This window comes from Candidatus Clostridium eludens (genome assembly GCF_045310515.1).
Classification (GTDB): domain Bacteria; phylum Bacillota; class Clostridia; order Clostridiales; family Clostridiaceae; genus Clostridium_B; species Clostridium_B eludens.
The window spans coordinates 32,071-47,254 of record NZ_JBJHZX010000035.1; the positions used below are offsets into that span (position 1 = coordinate 32,071).

General features: G+C 31.5%; 14 protein-coding genes. 5 read left to right on the top strand and 9 right to left on the bottom strand.

The window, feature by feature from the left end:
- Nucleotides 1-212: 212 nt before the first annotated feature.
- From prfB to ACJDU8_RS19255, 4 genes are all read right to left on the bottom strand, one after another.
- Nucleotides 213-1,323, bottom strand: a protein-coding gene (gene prfB / locus ACJDU8_RS19240) for a peptide chain release factor 2 (RefSeq protein ID WP_406793789.1) whose coding sequence is annotated in 2 segments (ribosomal slippage) — nucleotides 213-1,244 and nucleotides 1,246-1,323 — 1,110 coding nt in all. Because the reading frame shifts where the segments join, the coding sequence is not laid out codon by codon here.
- A 24-nt stretch (nucleotides 1,324-1,347) separates the two neighbouring features.
- The gene (secA, locus tag ACJDU8_RS19245) at nucleotides 1,348-3,852 is read right to left on the bottom strand and encodes a preprotein translocase subunit SecA (RefSeq protein ID WP_406793790.1); all 2,505 of its coding nucleotides are present in this window, start codon (nucleotides 3,850-3,852) and stop codon (nucleotides 1,348-1,350) included.
- A 163-nt stretch (nucleotides 3,853-4,015) separates the two neighbouring features.
- Nucleotides 4,016-4,543: a ribosome hibernation-promoting factor, HPF/YfiA family gene (hpf, locus tag ACJDU8_RS19250; protein WP_406793791.1), complete on the bottom strand. Its 528-nt coding sequence runs from the start codon at nucleotides 4,541-4,543 to the stop codon at nucleotides 4,016-4,018.
- Nucleotides 4,544-4,936: 393 nt separating this feature from the next.
- The gene (locus ACJDU8_RS19255; RefSeq protein WP_406793792.1) at nucleotides 4,937-5,959 is read right to left on the bottom strand and encodes a branched-chain amino acid aminotransferase; all 1,023 of its coding nucleotides are present in this window, start codon (nucleotides 5,957-5,959) and stop codon (nucleotides 4,937-4,939) included.
- Between the two features lie 451 nt (nucleotides 5,960-6,410).
- On the opposite strand from ACJDU8_RS19255, the gene ACJDU8_RS19260 reads away from it, so the two are divergent.
- A complete protein-coding gene (locus ACJDU8_RS19260) occupies nucleotides 6,411-7,010 on the top strand; it encodes a tyrosine-type recombinase/integrase (RefSeq protein ID WP_406793793.1) in 600 nt (199 codons plus the stop codon).
- A gap of 391 nt (nucleotides 7,011-7,401) precedes the next feature.
- Nucleotides 7,402-8,397 carry an acyltransferase family protein gene (locus ACJDU8_RS19265; protein WP_406793794.1) on the top strand — a complete coding sequence of 332 codons (996 nt, stop codon included), beginning with the start codon at nucleotides 7,402-7,404 and terminating at the stop codon, nucleotides 8,395-8,397.
- 65 nt (nucleotides 8,398-8,462) lie between these two features.
- On the opposite strand, the gene ACJDU8_RS19270 is transcribed toward ACJDU8_RS19265, so the two are convergent.
- From ACJDU8_RS19270 to ACJDU8_RS19280, 3 genes are all read right to left on the bottom strand, one after another.
- Nucleotides 8,463-9,308, bottom strand: a complete 846-nt coding sequence (locus ACJDU8_RS19270; protein ID WP_406793795.1) for a methyl-accepting chemotaxis protein — start codon at nucleotides 9,306-9,308, stop codon at nucleotides 8,463-8,465.
- A gap of 172 nt (nucleotides 9,309-9,480) precedes the next feature.
- Nucleotides 9,481-10,008, bottom strand: coding sequence for a flavodoxin domain-containing protein (locus ACJDU8_RS19275; protein WP_406793796.1), 528 nt, complete (start codon nucleotides 10,006-10,008; stop codon nucleotides 9,481-9,483).
- 102 nt (nucleotides 10,009-10,110) lie between these two features.
- Nucleotides 10,111-13,152, bottom strand: a complete 3,042-nt coding sequence (locus tag ACJDU8_RS19280; RefSeq protein ID WP_406793797.1) for a vitamin B12-dependent ribonucleotide reductase — start codon at nucleotides 13,150-13,152, stop codon at nucleotides 10,111-10,113.
- A 274-nt stretch (nucleotides 13,153-13,426) separates the two neighbouring features.
- Between ACJDU8_RS19280 and ACJDU8_RS19285 the strand changes: the two genes are divergently transcribed.
- Both ACJDU8_RS19285 and ACJDU8_RS19290 read left to right on the top strand, forming a co-directional pair.
- Nucleotides 13,427-14,143 (top strand): DUF169 domain-containing protein, encoded by a 717-nt coding sequence (locus ACJDU8_RS19285; RefSeq protein ID WP_406793798.1) that lies wholly within the window; start codon nucleotides 13,427-13,429, stop codon nucleotides 14,141-14,143.
- Nucleotides 14,144-14,230: 87 nt separating this feature from the next.
- The gene (locus ACJDU8_RS19290; protein WP_406793799.1) at nucleotides 14,231-14,461 is read left to right on the top strand and encodes a DUF3892 domain-containing protein; all 231 of its coding nucleotides are present in this window, start codon (nucleotides 14,231-14,233) and stop codon (nucleotides 14,459-14,461) included.
- Between the two features lie 250 nt (nucleotides 14,462-14,711).
- On the opposite strand, the gene ACJDU8_RS19295 is transcribed toward ACJDU8_RS19290, so the two are convergent.
- On the bottom strand, nucleotides 14,712-14,933 hold the full coding sequence (locus ACJDU8_RS19295; protein WP_406793802.1) for a hypothetical protein: 222 nt from the start codon (nucleotides 14,931-14,933) through the stop codon (nucleotides 14,712-14,714).
- Between ACJDU8_RS19295 and ACJDU8_RS19300 the strand changes: the two genes are divergently transcribed.
- Complete coding sequence (locus ACJDU8_RS19300) at nucleotides 14,851-15,021, top strand: hypothetical protein (protein WP_406793803.1); 171 nt, start codon at nucleotides 14,851-14,853, stop codon at nucleotides 15,019-15,021. The genes ACJDU8_RS19295 and ACJDU8_RS19300 overlap by 83 nt on opposite strands.
- Here the strand turns inward: ACJDU8_RS19300 and ACJDU8_RS19305 are convergent.
- Nucleotides 14,998-15,184: hypothetical protein (locus tag ACJDU8_RS19305; protein WP_406793800.1), on the bottom strand; the 187-nt coding region annotated here is incomplete at its 5' end. The two genes, ACJDU8_RS19300 and ACJDU8_RS19305, sit on opposite strands and share 24 nt — an antisense overlap.

Sequence of the window (15,184 nt, forward strand, 5' to 3'; positions counted from 1 at the left end):
TTGATTTGTATATAAAACAAATTAATGCAAGCCGCACACAAATATCAGCAAAATTACAAATTGCTATAGAATTAATTAAATAATCTCTAATATAACCAAAATCAACTATATTATACCATTTATGTGCATATACAGCAAAGATAAATTAGACTGCTATAAAATCCGCAATAAAAAGATGCTCTCGGGTTACAATTACCCTCAGCACCTTTTTACTATTTACCACTTTGTTGTTTTAAATAACCCTTTATAAAAGTATCTATATCACCGTCCATTACAGAAGATATATTACCATTTTCTACACCAGTTCTATGATCTTTTACCAAATTATAAGGATGAAATACATAAGATCTTATCTGGCTTCCCCATCCCATATCCTTAAGTTCTCCTGTAAGATCTTCTATTTTATCTTTATGAGCTCTATCTTTTAAATCCACAAGCTTTGCCTTTAATACTTTCAATGCTTGATCTTTATTATAATGTTGGCTTCTTTCATTTTGGCACTGTACAATTATTCCAGTAGGTATATGAGTTATCCTCACAGCAGACTCAGTTTTATTTACATGCTGTCCTCCTGCACCTCCTGACCTAAATGTATCTACCTTTAAATCCTCAGGTCTTATTTCTATGTCCTGATCACTTGTGAGTTCAGGAAGCACTTCTACAGATGCAAAAGAAGTCTGTCTCTTTCCATTGGCATTAAATGGTGATATCCTGACCAAACGATGAATACCTTTTTCACTCTTTAAATATCCATAGGCAAATTCTCCAGTAATACTAAGAGATACACTCTTTATTCCTGCATCCTCTGCTTCAAGCATATCTAGAGTACTAACTTTATATCCTTTTCTTTCTGCCCATCTTGTATACATCCTCAATAGCATTTCTGTCCAATCCTGTGCGTCTGTGCCTCCAACACCTACATGTAAATTTAATATAGCGTTATTTTTATCATATTCTCCACACAAAAGTATTTCTGTTTTAAATGCGTCAACCTGAAACTCTATATCTTTTATATCATTTATAACTTCTTCAAAAGATACCCCATCATCCTCTTCTTTTATAATCTCTAATAAAACCTTAGCATCTTCCACCTTTTGTAGTAATAAAGTATATCTATTTAGTCTACCTTCTAGATCTTTTTCCTTACTGGCTACCTTCTGTGCAGTATCTATATGATTCCAAAAATCAGGTTCTTGCATTTTTGCCTGTAATTCCTCTATTTTGTTTTTCAAATTATCTAAGTCAAAGAGACTCCCTTATTTCTTTTATATTTTCACTTAAACTATTTAACTTATTAAGGCTTTCCTCTAATTGCAACAGCATACAATCACCTTCCATTTATATATTTTAAATAACTCTTCCACAACAATTTTTATATTTTTTCCCACTACCACATGGACAAAGATCATTTCTCCCTACAGTCTTTTCTTTCTTCACAGGTTTTTTTCTTGCAGAATCCTCTCCTTGATTGGTAATTACATTTTTAATTACTCTTTCTCTTTCTGGAGCCTTCTCAATTTGTACATGAAGTAGATATTTTATAGTATCCAGCTTTATATTATAGATCATTTCCTCAAACATTTCACTGCCTTCAAACTGATATGCCTGCGCTGGTTCCTGCTGTCTATATGCCCTAAGTCCAATAGCCCTTTTTAAATGTTCCATATCATCTATATGATCCATCCATCTGGTATCAACAACTCTTAACAATATTACTCTTTCAATTTCCCTCATCTGTTCTGGAGTAAACTCTATTTCTTTCTGTTCATAGATTTTTTGAGCTATTTCTATAAATTTATCTTTAATTTCTTCATTAGAAAGATTTGTAATATCCTCTGCCTTAATAGAACCCTTAGGTATGTATATATCCTCAATATATTCAATGAGTTTTACTATTTCATCCTCAAACTCCTCTTCTACACCGGATATATGGGAATCTACAATAGAATTTATTAAACTCTTTATCATATCCTGTATATCATTTTTTAGATCTTCTCCTTCAAGTACTTGGGATCTCTGCTTATATATAATTTCTCTTTGCTTATTTATTACATCGTCATATTGAAGTAAAGTTTTCCTTATATCAAAATTATTGCCTTCTACCTTTTTCTGTGCATTTTCTATAGCATTTGAAACCATTTTACTTTCTATAGCTTCATCATCTTTAAGTCCTAATTTTTCAACTATACCTTGAAGTCTATCTGAGCCAAATATTCTCATAAGATCATCTTCCAGGGATACATAAAATCTTGACATACCTGGATCTCCCTGACGTCCAGAACGTCCTCTTAACTGGTTATCAATTCTCCTTGATTCGTGCCTTTCTGTTCCTATTATTTTCAATCCGTCTAAGGCAATTACTCCCTTTCCCAATTTTATGTCAGTACCACGTCCTGCCATATTAGTAGCTATGGTAACAGTTCCCTTTTGACCTGCATAAGAAATTATATCTGCCTCTTTCTCATGAAATTTTGCATTTAGAACTTGATGTGGTACTCCCCTTTTCTTCAACATATCTGAAAGAAGTTCAGATTTTTCTATACTTACTGTACCTACTAGAACTGGCTGGCCCTTTTTGTAAGTCTCATATATTTCGTCAGCTATGGCTTTGAATTTACCTTTTGCACTTTTATACACCACATCTGGAAAATCTTTTCTTATTATTGGCTTATGAGTAGGTGTTACTATTACATCCAATCCATATATATGTCTGAATTCATTTTCTTCAGTCTGTGCAGTACCAGTCATACCTGACAATTTGTTAAATATTCTGAAGTAATTTTGGTAAGTAATAGTAGCAAGAGTTTTAGATTCCCTTTCTACTTTAACTCCCTCTTTAGCTTCTATAGACTGATGAAGCCCATCACTATACCTTCTACCCTCCATCATTCTTCCCGTAAATTCATCTACTATGAGCACTTCTCCATTTTTCACCATGTAATCTTTATCTCTTTTCATTATGTAATTTGCCTTTAACGCTTGAACTACATAATGTTGTATTTCCATATTTTCAGGATCAGCATAATTTTCAAGACTAAAGAAATTTTCCGCTTTCTTTATTCCTGTATCAGTGAGCATTACTGCATTTGCTTTTTCATCTACTGTGTAATCTTCCTTTTCCAAAGATTTGGCAAAGCCACTTGCAATATTATAAAATTCAGTTGACTTTTCTCCTTCTCCCGAAATAATAAGTGGTGTTCTAGCCTCATCAATTAAAATAGAATCCACTTCATCCACTATAGCAAAATTTAGTTTTCTTTGAACTCTTTCCTCTTTGTAGATAACCATGTTATCTCTTAAATAATCGAATCCAAATTCACTATTAGTTCCATAGGTTATATCGCAGTTATAGGCTTCCTGCCTTTGAGATTGGCTCATGTCATGTAAAATAACACCTACTTTAAGTCCTAATGCCTCATATATGGGTGCCATGGTATCTCTATCCCTTTTTGCAAGATAATCATTTACTGTAATTATATGAACTCCTTTACCTGTAAGAGCATTCAAATATGCTGGTGCAGTAGCAACAAGAGTTTTACCTTCACCAGTTTTCATTTCTGCTATTCTTCCCTGATGGATTACTATTCCTCCTATGAGCTGCTCTCTATATTGTTTTAATCCTACATTTCTATATCCTGCTTCTCTAACAACCGCAAAAGCTTCAGGCAGTATTGAATCTAAAGATTCTCCCTTAGAAATTCTATCTTTAAATTCATCAGTCTTTGCCCTAAGTTGTTCATCATTTAATGCCTGTATTTTTGAGTCCAAACTATCTATCTTATCAACTATAGGTATAATTCTTCTTACCTCTCTTTGGCTGTATGAGCCAAATATTTTTTGAAAAAGTTTCATTCTCTTCATCCTCACCCGTTAAATTTTATAAAAAAGTACATCTTTTAGATTATATCACCTAATTATAAGCTATTCAACTTAAACACCAGTTTCACATTTAACAATTAATGTATATCTCAAACCATAAAGAGAGGAAGCTTAGCTTCCTCCCTGTAGTTAACTTCTAAAATTCAGGTTCTATTAATCCATAATTTCCGTCTCTTCTTTTATATATCACATTTACATCTCCATTTTCAGCATCCTGATATACAAAGAAACTATGACCTAAAAGTTCCATCTGGAGAACTGCTTCTTCTGATGACATAGGCTTTACCGCAAATCTTTTAGTCCTCACTATTTTATGTTCTTCTTCATCAGTTCCTTCTACATCTGGTATAAGCTGAAACTTTAAAGATTTAGAATTGTTTCTTTTCAAAAGCTTTGTTTTTTGTTTTCTTATCTGTCCCTCTAATTTATCTAAAACCAAATCAATTGAAGCATACATATCATCATTTTCTTCTTCTCCTCTTAGTATAACCCCTCCAAATGGAATTGTAACCTCGATCCTCTGTCTATTCTTTTGCACACTTAATGTAACATGAGCTTCTACATCAGGGTTGAAATACTTGTCAATCTTAGATAGCTTTTTCCTTACTGCACTTTTCAATGCCTCTGTCAGCACAATATTTTTTCCATTTACAGTTATTTTCATATTTCCAGCCCCTTTCTTATTGTTATCCTTGGCATATAGATATGTAAAGGATAAATTTTATAAAATTATATTTACAAAATTATTATTAATTGTTAATTACATTTTAATACTGTTCACCATAAATTACAATAGAGTTAATAGTAAATTAATAAAAATTTAGTTTTCGCAGGCTTTGTCCTACATAGTTTAGAGCTACTTCACCACAAATCGGAAATACCTATATTACCAGTGTTAGATACCTAAAAAAAATAACAAGTCAATATATTGACCTATTTTACATAATACCATTGCAGAACCTTATAAACCATTATCTTGTCCTATATAAAATATTCCTCACATCTTTGACTTGTTATTTTTTAAATTTGCTATTTTTAAAATATCAGAACGTTACTTTTATACTTCTACAATCCATCCTTCAGGAGCCTTTACATCTCCAAATTGAATCCCATAAAGTGTATCATAAAGTTTTTTAGTTATAGGACCCACTTCTGTCTCACTATAGAATACATGAAGTTTTCCTTCATATTCTATACCTCCAATAGGAGTTATTACAGCTGCTGTTCCACAAGCTCCAGCTTCAGCAAATTCGTCTATTTTATCAATATAAACATCTCTTTCTTCAACCTGCATATTTAAATATTCCTTTGCTATGTGCATTAAAGAATATTTTGTGATACTCGGTAATATAGACGGTGACTTTGGTGTTACAAATTCATTATCCTTAGTAATTCCAAAGAAGTTCGCCGCTCCTACTTCTTCTATCTTAGTATGGGTAGCCGGATCAAGATATATACAATCTGCAAAACCTTTTTTAGCGGAATTTTCATGAGGAAGTAAACTTGCAGCATAATTTCCTCCAACTTTTGCTGCCCCTGTACCGTATGGTGCTGCCCTGTCATAGTCTGAAATCATAAAGTTAACAGGTGTAACGCCTCCTTTAAAATATGGTCCCACCGGACAGCAGAACACGCAAAATATGTACTCGTCAGCAGGCTTAACTCCAATATTATCACCCACACCTATTATAAATGGTCTAAGATAAAGAGTTGCCCCTGTACCATATGGTGCAACATACCCCTCATTAGCCTCTGCAACCTTAACACATGCATCAATAAATTTCTGTTCTGATATTTCAGGCATTAACAAACGTCTGCAGCTATTCTTTAGTCGTTTTGCATTTTGATCTGGTCTAAATAGCTGTATTTTGCCATCTTTCCTACGATAACATTTCAACCCTTCAAAACATTGTTGTCCATAGTGAAGTGCTGGTGAACCTTCACTTATAGTAAGCATATTATCTTCTACCAACTTTCCATTATCCCAGCTGCCATCTTTCCAAACAGAAACATATCTGAAATCCGTTTTGATATAATCGAATCCCAGACTATTCCAATCGATATTTACAGTTTTGCCCATATTAATCCTCCTCCAAATCTAAAATAAAATATTATACTTAATTTTTAAAAATGACACTTCATTATTTATTAAAGTTTTAATATATTACTATTATAAAACTTTATTATCCAAATACAAAATTACATTATTGCACTTACATAAGTACTATTATCCATTAAAGTTATATATTAGATTATATATTACAATTTCGTAAAAAAACATTTTTTTACTTATTATAGTACTTTAATAAATAAAAGTATATAACACAACTCACCATAATAGTAAATTATACTTAATTAATATATAAAATCTAATCATTTTTTGACATTCTATTTAAATTATTATATATTAATTTAGATAGAATTATATTAATATAATATTTTGTATAATATTTTCATATTAATATAAAAATATTATAACAAAATTGTACAAAATGTTTATTTTGTACAATACTTAGTTAAGGAGAATAATTATGGCAAAAAACAACGAAAGTAAAATTAAATATTTAACACAGCAGGAAGCATACGCTCTCTTTAAAGCAATTCAAAATACATACTCTTCTCATTCTCTTAGAGATTTAGTAATCTTTCGAATTGCCTACAGATGTGGTTTAAGGGTTTCAGAAATTGCTTTACTAAAATTGCAGGATTATAATGCTTCTAAAGGTGAACTTTACTGTAGGCGGCTAAAAGGTAGTAATAACAACACTTTAAGGCTGGATTCTAAGACAAAATCCATTCTAGATAAATATATTACTGAAAATAGAATAACTTCCACCTTTCAGGTATTATTTCCAAGCCAAAAGAATAATCCCATTTCAAGACAAACCTTAGATTATCTTATGAAAAAATATTGTTCAATGGCTGGTATTGAAGATAAATCCAAACATCATTTTCACGCTTTAAAGCACACAACTGCTGTTCATCTGGCAGAATCTGATATGGATATAAAAGAACTACAATGGTGGTTAGGCCATAAGTCAGTTTCAAATACGGAAATATACTTTCAATTTACAACTAAACAACAAGATAGGATGTATGCAAAATTGGATGAAAAGAGCGAAATGGTATAATTTTCGCCACTTCAATAACCTTCTCATATCTCATATAATAGTGTTATACGAAATATAGGCTCCATTTTAAATATAGAATAGAGCTTTTTAAAGTTTAATGTTTATTAATATTATTCATTAAATTTTAAAAAAATACAAATTTAATTAATCAATACAACACCATACTGTAACAGTAAATACATACAATAATAAATAGATTCTGTTAATTAATATCAAATGTGATTCTTTGGTTCAGGTGGAGTTTACCTATGAGAAATATTTTTCTCCATTTGAATCTTAGAAAAATTCACCTAGAGGTGTAGGGTGATCACCCCTCACTTTAAAGAATCTATGGGTGTTGGCAAAATACTAGCCTTGACATGAAAAACATTATATGAAGATGGGGTTTAATATGAATTTAAAAAAGTATAGAGAATATTATTTTGATAATTTAAAACTATTATTAATTACTTTAGTAGTAATTGGACATACTATAGAACCATTAATTGGCTCCTACTTAAATATTAAATTATTATATACACTTATATATTCTTTTCATATGCCTTTATTTGTTTTTACTTCAGGATATTTTTCAAAAAACATTAATACTGATGAAAAATTTTTCTCTAAAATTAATACCATCTTTGTACCATATATTATATTCCAGTTATTATATTCCTTATTTAATATTTATATCCTAAAAGCGCAAAATTTTAAAATTACTTTTGTTTATCCTTATTGGATTACATGGTATCTACTTTCCCTTTTTATATGGACCCTTATTTTACCTTATTTTTCAAAAATTAAATATTCCATTATAATAACAATTTTTATTTCCATATTATGTGGATATGATAATACTATTGGATACTATTTAAGTTTATCAAGAACTATAACATTTTTCCCTTATTTTCTCATAGGTTATTTTACTCAAAGACACCACATAAATATTATTAAACAATACATTACAAAAAAATATGCCATTTCAGCCTTATTGATTATTTCAATACTGTTCTATTTAATGAATACTAAAATTGACTATAGATGGTTTTATGGTAGCTTTTCCTATTCACAGCTAAATAGCTCTATCTATCCAAACTATATTATTCGTACAGTTATCTACGGATTAGCCATAATTATATCTATTTCTGTATTAATACTAATTCCAGATAAAAAATTCTTTTTTACACATTTAGGCTCAAGGAGTATGACTGTATACATATTTCATGGTTTTATTATTAAATTATTGCTTAAATATAAGTTTTTTGATTATATAGACTGCCTTAAAAATGAAATATTTATTATTGTACTCTCATTATTCATTGTAATAATTCTTTCTTCTAAATATATTAATAAAATTGGTAAAATACTAATTTATCCAAGATTACTAAAACAAGCTACTAGATAACATAAAACATTATAATAGGGAGTTACAATACTCCCCATTTTCTCATTCTTTAATCTTTATTTAAATTAAATTGCTGTTTTCGCTATTCTCTCTAAATCAATTGCTGATGATGCTAACTGTTCCATAGAAGCAGAAATTTCTTCTGTAGAAGAAGCTTGTTCTTCTCCAATTTCAGTAATTTCTATCAAAGTATCAACCATATTTGACACACCCGTTTGAATAGACTGAAGAATTGTACTTATATCTTTTACAGACTTAGCACTGTTACTTGCCATCTTTCGTATTTCTTTAGCAACCACTGTAAATCCCCTGCCTTGCTCTCCTGCTCTCGCTGCCTCAATGGCCGCATTTAACCCAAGCAAATTTGAACTTCTTGCAACTTCATTAACAAATTGTAATATTTCCGATGTTTTTTTAATTTCATGAATTACACTTTCTCCCGCTTCCTTTAAAGAGTCTAAATCCTGAGCAAGCCTTGTAGATATACTAGCTAATTCTTCTGTAGTTGAACTTATTTGTTCTGTAGTTGAAGCAATGGTTTGGGAAGCATCATATAATATCTTTTGTGTATTAATACTTATACCCATACCTAATGCCCCAATGATGTGATTTTCTTTATTTCTAATTGGAATCGAGCTGGACTTCACAGGAATTCCATAAACTTCTTTAGGTAAAACCTGTAGTGTCTTTTTCCCAGTTTGTTGACATATGTACATTCCAGACTGATGAGGTACAGGATCTCCTGGTGAAACTTTTACATTTATACTTTCCCCTGAAACATAATATAAAAATTTTTCTTTATCTGTCACAGCAAACATGCTGTCCACAGGTAAAGCATCTTTGATAATAGGAATTGCTTCTATTAAGGATGTAATAATGCTTTCTCTTTCGTTTTCAATTAATTTTTCCATGTGTATTTAATTCTCCTTTATCATGTTAATTGCCTAACTTTATATTACATAAAAACAGTTTACATCTTCACTATAGCTCTGAAATTGTAAAGATTAATTAGAAAGAGACGGAATAGCACCCTAGGTGCTGTCCACAAATAAATCCAGTGAATCTAGTGAATCTTATGATAAATTATGAAGTAACATAATTTATCAATTCATTTATATTATTTTTCTTTGTAAAATCCACTGCCTTGTCATATATGGCAAGCATACCTATTTCATCAGCTGTTAATTTATCTTTCTCTTTACTTTTTATTTTCAACTTTAATAATGTCATAAGAACTTTATCAAAAGGATTTAGTTTACTATAATTAAATCCACCCCGTAAATAAAAAAACTTGATATATTTTTGTTGCTCTGGAGTAAAGTTTTTATCTCTAACTTCATTTATTACACTTTCTCTTGATGGTGATGCTCCCGTTGCAAAGACCACTACCTTTTTATGCTTAAGTTTGTCAATATTTTTTGTTATTAATTTTACTCCATAAATACCTACCGCATACAAACTGCCACCATAAATTATGGTATCATATGCAGTAAGCATATTGACAGTGATCTTTGATGCGTCAAAAATATCAGCTGACAAATCTTCTGCAATCCATTCTGCATATCTTTTTGTATACCCTGTTTTTGACTTGTATATTACCACAGTCTTCATTATTTTTCACCCCATAATAACTTAATCAACTATATTAGAATATTATAACCTATTTTTTTCTGGATTAAAGCATTTATTACAGATCATTCCTTACCGATAGCTTTAGCTGCATCCTGTAGTAGAACCACATTCTAAACAAACCATACAAGTTCCATTTCTCACCATTCTAGTACTGGAACAATTAGGGCAAACTGATCCATATACCCTTTCACCATGGATCTTTTTTACCCCAGTTTCACTGTTTTCAATTTTGGGTGAATCCAATGTAGAAGATGAATTTCCTAAAACTAAACTATTCTTATCATAATTTTCTGGTTTAACCTGGCACTTAGAAAAATCTCCGAGCTCTATGTCAATTATTTTACTTATAAGATCTGAAATAGATGATACATATTTTATATAAGGGTGTTTTTGTACAAATCCATAGGGTTCATATTTTTGGCCTCTCAGCATCCTGGATATATCCTGGGGTGCAACATGGTACTGAAGCATTACGGATATTGCTTTGGACAGGGAATTTAAAAGACCCATTATTATAGTTCCCTCTCTATCTGTAGTTATATATATTTCAGATATTTCTTCATTTGAACGCCTATTTACTGTAGTATATATTTTTACATCATCAATTTGTGCTGGATGAGTAGTACCCCTGCGAATTCCTACGGGCTTATCTCTCTTAGAGTACTGTACACCCTGCTCAAGGTTTTTAATCCTATGTAAAAGTTGGTCATATGTCAAATCTTCTAATTTTGTATCACCTAAACCGGATAAATTGGTATTTAATGGCTGGGCTGCCTTTGAACAATCCCTATAAAGAGTAATCCCCTTAATACCAAGCTTCCATGAACATAAAACCACTTCTTTAAAATCTTGAATTGAAGCAGCCCGCGGCAAATTTACAGTTTTAGATACGGCTCCGGATATAAGCGGGGTTATGGAAGCCACCATTCTTACATGTCCCATAGGCTCTATATATCTTTCACCGCTGCCGCATTTATTTGAAGTATCAAATATTGCAAGATGTTTATCCTTTAAATGAGGAGCCCCTTCTATTTTTCCGTCTAAAATCTTTCCGCAATTAAAATCATCTTCAGCCATGTTCTCCTTTTCAAGTATATAGGATAATATGTCTTCTATTTGTTCATCATTATAGCCTAGCTTTTTAAGGGCAACAGTCATTACTGGATTTATAATTGTCATAACACCTCCTCCAGATAATTTTTTATATACAATATGGCTGAAGAATGGTTCTATTGAAGTAGCTCCACAGTCCATGGCAAAGGATATAGTGCCTGTAGGAGCTATAACCGAAACCTGGGCATTTCTATAACCAAACTCAAGTCCACTTTTCAGAGCATTTATCCAGCAGCTTTCCAGTTCATTTCCTATGTAAGAAAATCCTTCTTTCTCCAAAAGTTCCAAATCCACCTTTAATGGCCTATAATTTAGTTCTTCAAATTCACTTGAAAATTTATATCCTAAATTTCTTGAAAGGGCTTCCATGTCTATAGATGCTGTCCTGGCGTGATTTCTAATTACTTTCATCATATAAGGCTTATTTATTTCAAACTTTTCAAAGGAGCCTATCTCCTTTGCCATAAGAGCGGATATATAGTAAGAATGACCCGTAAGTATTCCTATCAACGAGGCTGCTAAGGCTCTGGCTTTATCAGAATCATAGGGATATCCCATGACCATAAATAATGAAGCCATATTGGATATTCCAAGTCCCGTAGCCCTGAAAAGATAAGTTTTTCTTGCTATATCAATTGTAGGAAATTGCCCCCAGTGTATTGAAGATTCCAGAATAAGTTGGACAAGTCCTATTATGTGAAGATAACCTTCTATATCAAAACTGCCTTTATCTGTATTATAAAATTTATATATATTTATAGATGCTAGATTACAGGAAGTATCATCTAAAAAAGCATACTCTCCACAGGGATTTGTGGAATTAATTCTGTTATAGGAAGCATTTACATCTCCATCTTCTCCGGCAGGGCATGTATGCCAGGCATTGAAAGTATCACTAAATTGAGGCGCAGGATCCGCACATTTCCATGCAGACATATTAAAAGCATTCCAAATATCTTTTACCTTTTCTATTCTGTTTATATTTTTATCAACCCTACCTGTAAGAGTAATGATTTCGTCAGGATTTTCCTCTAATCTGTCAACTTTACTCATAAAGTCATGAGAAAATCTCACTGAATTATTACTATTTTGGCCAGATACAGTTTCATAAGCTTCCCCATCCATGTCTGTGTCATATCCCATTTTCCCAAGAGCTCTTACTTTATCTTCTTCTTTTGATTTCCAGTTTATAAACTCCATAATTTCAGGGTGATTTACATCTAAACATACCATTTTTGCAGCTCTCCTGGTAGTACCCCCAGATTTAATGGCTCCTGCATTTCTGTCCAGCGCCTTTAAAAAACTCATGAGTCCAGAAGAAGAGCCACCTCCAGATAGGCGTTCTCCTTTGGCCCTTATACTAGAAAAGTTGGTGCCAGTTCCAGATCCTCCTTTAAATAATTTTGTCTCTGTGACAAATTGTTCAGATATGGAATGGGAACCTAAAAGCTTATCTTCAATTGAAAGTATAAAGCAGGCAGAAGCTTGAGTTCTGGTATAATTATCTTTGCATTCTACTACTTTATGAAGTTTATCATCAAAATAATAATTTCCCTGACTATTACCTTTTATGTCATAGGATAATTTAAGTCCTGTGTTGAACCACTGGGGAGAATTAGGAGCGTACATTTGGTTTAAAAATGCATATACACATTCATCGTAAAAAATGGATCCTTCTTCTTCTGTTTTTATTAATCCTTCATCTTTTAAAGATTCACACCAAAAATTCACCATCCTATGTACTACGGCTCTCATACTGTCTTCATAATTTTTTTCTCCAAGAATTCCAGCTTTTCTGAAGTATTTAGAAGCTATTATGTCACATGCATTTTGAGAATAGTGTTCTGGAAATTGCAAATCTTTCATGTCCACTAGTACTTTATCTGTCTTATGATCTTTTAAAAATACATCTACTTTTTTCCATTTAAATAAATCATACACTGTTTTATTCTTATCTTTCTCCAGAGGTTTTGTATAATATCTCTTAAACAAATCTTTTATGCAATTCAATTGGTTTACCCCCTTATATCAAACATATACTATATATAGTATATAAAATACTTTAAAGCACCATATATAGTATTTATATATTATAAGATATATTCTACCAAAATTCAATTCATACAATACTAAAATTATGAATTAGCTGCATTGTTCTTCATAAATTTTTACTATGATTGAATCAATATAAACTATATAATTAAAATATATTGAATTCAAAATAATCAGAAATTATGATTTGTTTTAAAATGTAATTAATAAATAACTTAGAAGGAGTGATAAGATGAATAGTAAAATTGGAGAGGCTATAAAACTTAAGAATCAACCAGTTGCAGTATTCCGAACAGATGTTAAACCCCAAACAGCTCTACAATTTCAGGAAGGAAAGTGGGGATGTGTAATCTCAATGTTAAATGCTGCTTCCAAAGGTCGTGCCGCTGTATTTGATGCTAATACAACTACCTGTATGGGCGGTAAAGCTGGATTGGGTTTCAAACGGTATGAGTTGGGCTACATTGAATATTTTCTATCAACGGGCGGCACAGGAAATAAGGAAGGAGAATTTTATAAAAAGAACCCTGAGCTAGCTGCAGAATTTATTACTAAATTACCTGAATTTAATACAAAAAACTATATGGTTTTTAAACCCTTAAAAGAATTAACCGAGGAAGAAACACCAGAAATAATTATTTTCCTAGTTAATGCTGATCAACTTTCCGCCTTAGTTCAGTTTGCCAATTACGATAAGCCAACTCAAGATAATGTGAAAGTTGACTTTGCTTCTGGCTGTATGCAATCAGTACTCTATGCTATAAAACAGACAGAATCTCAGAACCCAAAGTGTATTATCGGGCTCACTGACCCATCAGCTCGCAAATTTATCCACAAAGATATACTTTCCTTTAGTATACCATATAAACGCTTTTTAGAATTAGAAGAACAAGTTGAAGAAAGCTTTTTGACTAAGAAAACATGGTTGGAAATTTCAGAAAGAATTTAGTTATATGAATAATTCATACTAATGCTACAAATACTATTAAAAAGAACTTCACGAAGGATATGAAAAAAATATAGGTGAGGTGTTAGTATGAGTGATAAATCTAAAGTTATAAAAGTGAAGAAAAATTCTCAGGGAGATATAACCAATGTAATGCTTGAAAACGGGAATGTATATTCAATAGACGAAGCAATAATGATGACAAAAGATAATTTAATAGAAGGTGTAAATGTTGGAAAATCCAAAAATGGCAGACAGTATTTAAGAAGCAATCCTAACGGAGATGAAAGTGATAATTTGGACAATAAACCGACCTTTTAAACTTAAGTAAAAACTGCGTGAACTTTTTATTAATACTCAAATAAAAAAATATTTATAAATACTGGTAAAGGATATATTATATTTACATAATATATCCTCAGACCGTAGGTAAACGGCACTTTTTAGTTAATTGGAAAGTGCCGTTTGTCTACGGTCTGAGCTTTTCTTTAAGAAAAGCTTAAAATGACATTAAAAATCATTAACAATCTGTATCTAAAAATATATAGTCACTTTTTTAACGTTATTTTTCCTATTTTGTTGAAAAGTAAATAGCTATAAAAATACATCCTGCTATAATCCTATAAATTATAGATATGACAAATTTATTATATTTTAGATAATTTAACAAAAACGTGATACTTAAAAATCCAAACACAGCAGATGTTAAAATGCTCATAGTAAATGATGGCATATTGCTAATTGGAATATGTACTAAGTCTTTTAATTCTAGTAATCCAGCCCCTAAAACAATTGGAGTAGAAAGGAGAAATGAAAATCTAGCCGTATCTTCCCTTGAAAGACCAGAAAACAATTGGTTATTTCTTTACTTGATTAAATAACCAGTCTCGTACGCCTTCAATTGTGTAAGCATACTGCCAAGTATATCTGTGGCTACCGCCCTTGAATACCGTATAATTGATGCTGCAGTTTGAAGCCAGCATTTTACTTACGTCAGTTGCCAATTCATCTTTACTAGCTTCTGCATTCCAAGTTGCCTTGCTT

What these genes read in the sequence shown, in the direction of transcription:
- secA (WP_406793790.1), bottom strand. Translation starts at nt 3,852, where the DNA reads ATGAAACTTTTTCAAAAAATATTTGGCTCATACAGCCAAAGAGAGGTA.
- hpf (WP_406793791.1), bottom strand. Translation starts at nt 4,543, where the DNA reads ATGAAAATAACTGTAAATGGAAAAAATATTGTGCTGACAGAGGCATTG.
- ACJDU8_RS19255 (WP_406793792.1), bottom strand. Translation starts at nt 5,959, where the DNA reads ATGGGCAAAACTGTAAATATCGATTGGAATAGTCTGGGATTCGATTAT.
- ACJDU8_RS19260 (WP_406793793.1), top strand. Translation starts at nt 6,411, where the DNA reads ATGGCAAAAAACAACGAAAGTAAAATTAAATATTTAACACAGCAGGAA.
- ACJDU8_RS19265 (WP_406793794.1), top strand. Translation starts at nt 7,402, where the DNA reads ATGAATTTAAAAAAGTATAGAGAATATTATTTTGATAATTTAAAACTA.
- ACJDU8_RS19270 (WP_406793795.1), bottom strand. Translation starts at nt 9,308, where the DNA reads ATGGAAAAATTAATTGAAAACGAAAGAGAAAGCATTATTACATCCTTA.
- ACJDU8_RS19275 (WP_406793796.1), bottom strand. Translation starts at nt 10,008, where the DNA reads ATGAAGACTGTGGTAATATACAAGTCAAAAACAGGGTATACAAAAAGA.
- ACJDU8_RS19285 (WP_406793798.1), top strand. Translation starts at nt 13,427, where the DNA reads ATGAATAGTAAAATTGGAGAGGCTATAAAACTTAAGAATCAACCAGTT.
- ACJDU8_RS19290 (WP_406793799.1), top strand. Translation starts at nt 14,231, where the DNA reads ATGAGTGATAAATCTAAAGTTATAAAAGTGAAGAAAAATTCTCAGGGA.
- ACJDU8_RS19300 (WP_406793803.1), top strand. Translation starts at nt 14,851, where the DNA reads ATGCTCATAGTAAATGATGGCATATTGCTAATTGGAATATGTACTAAG.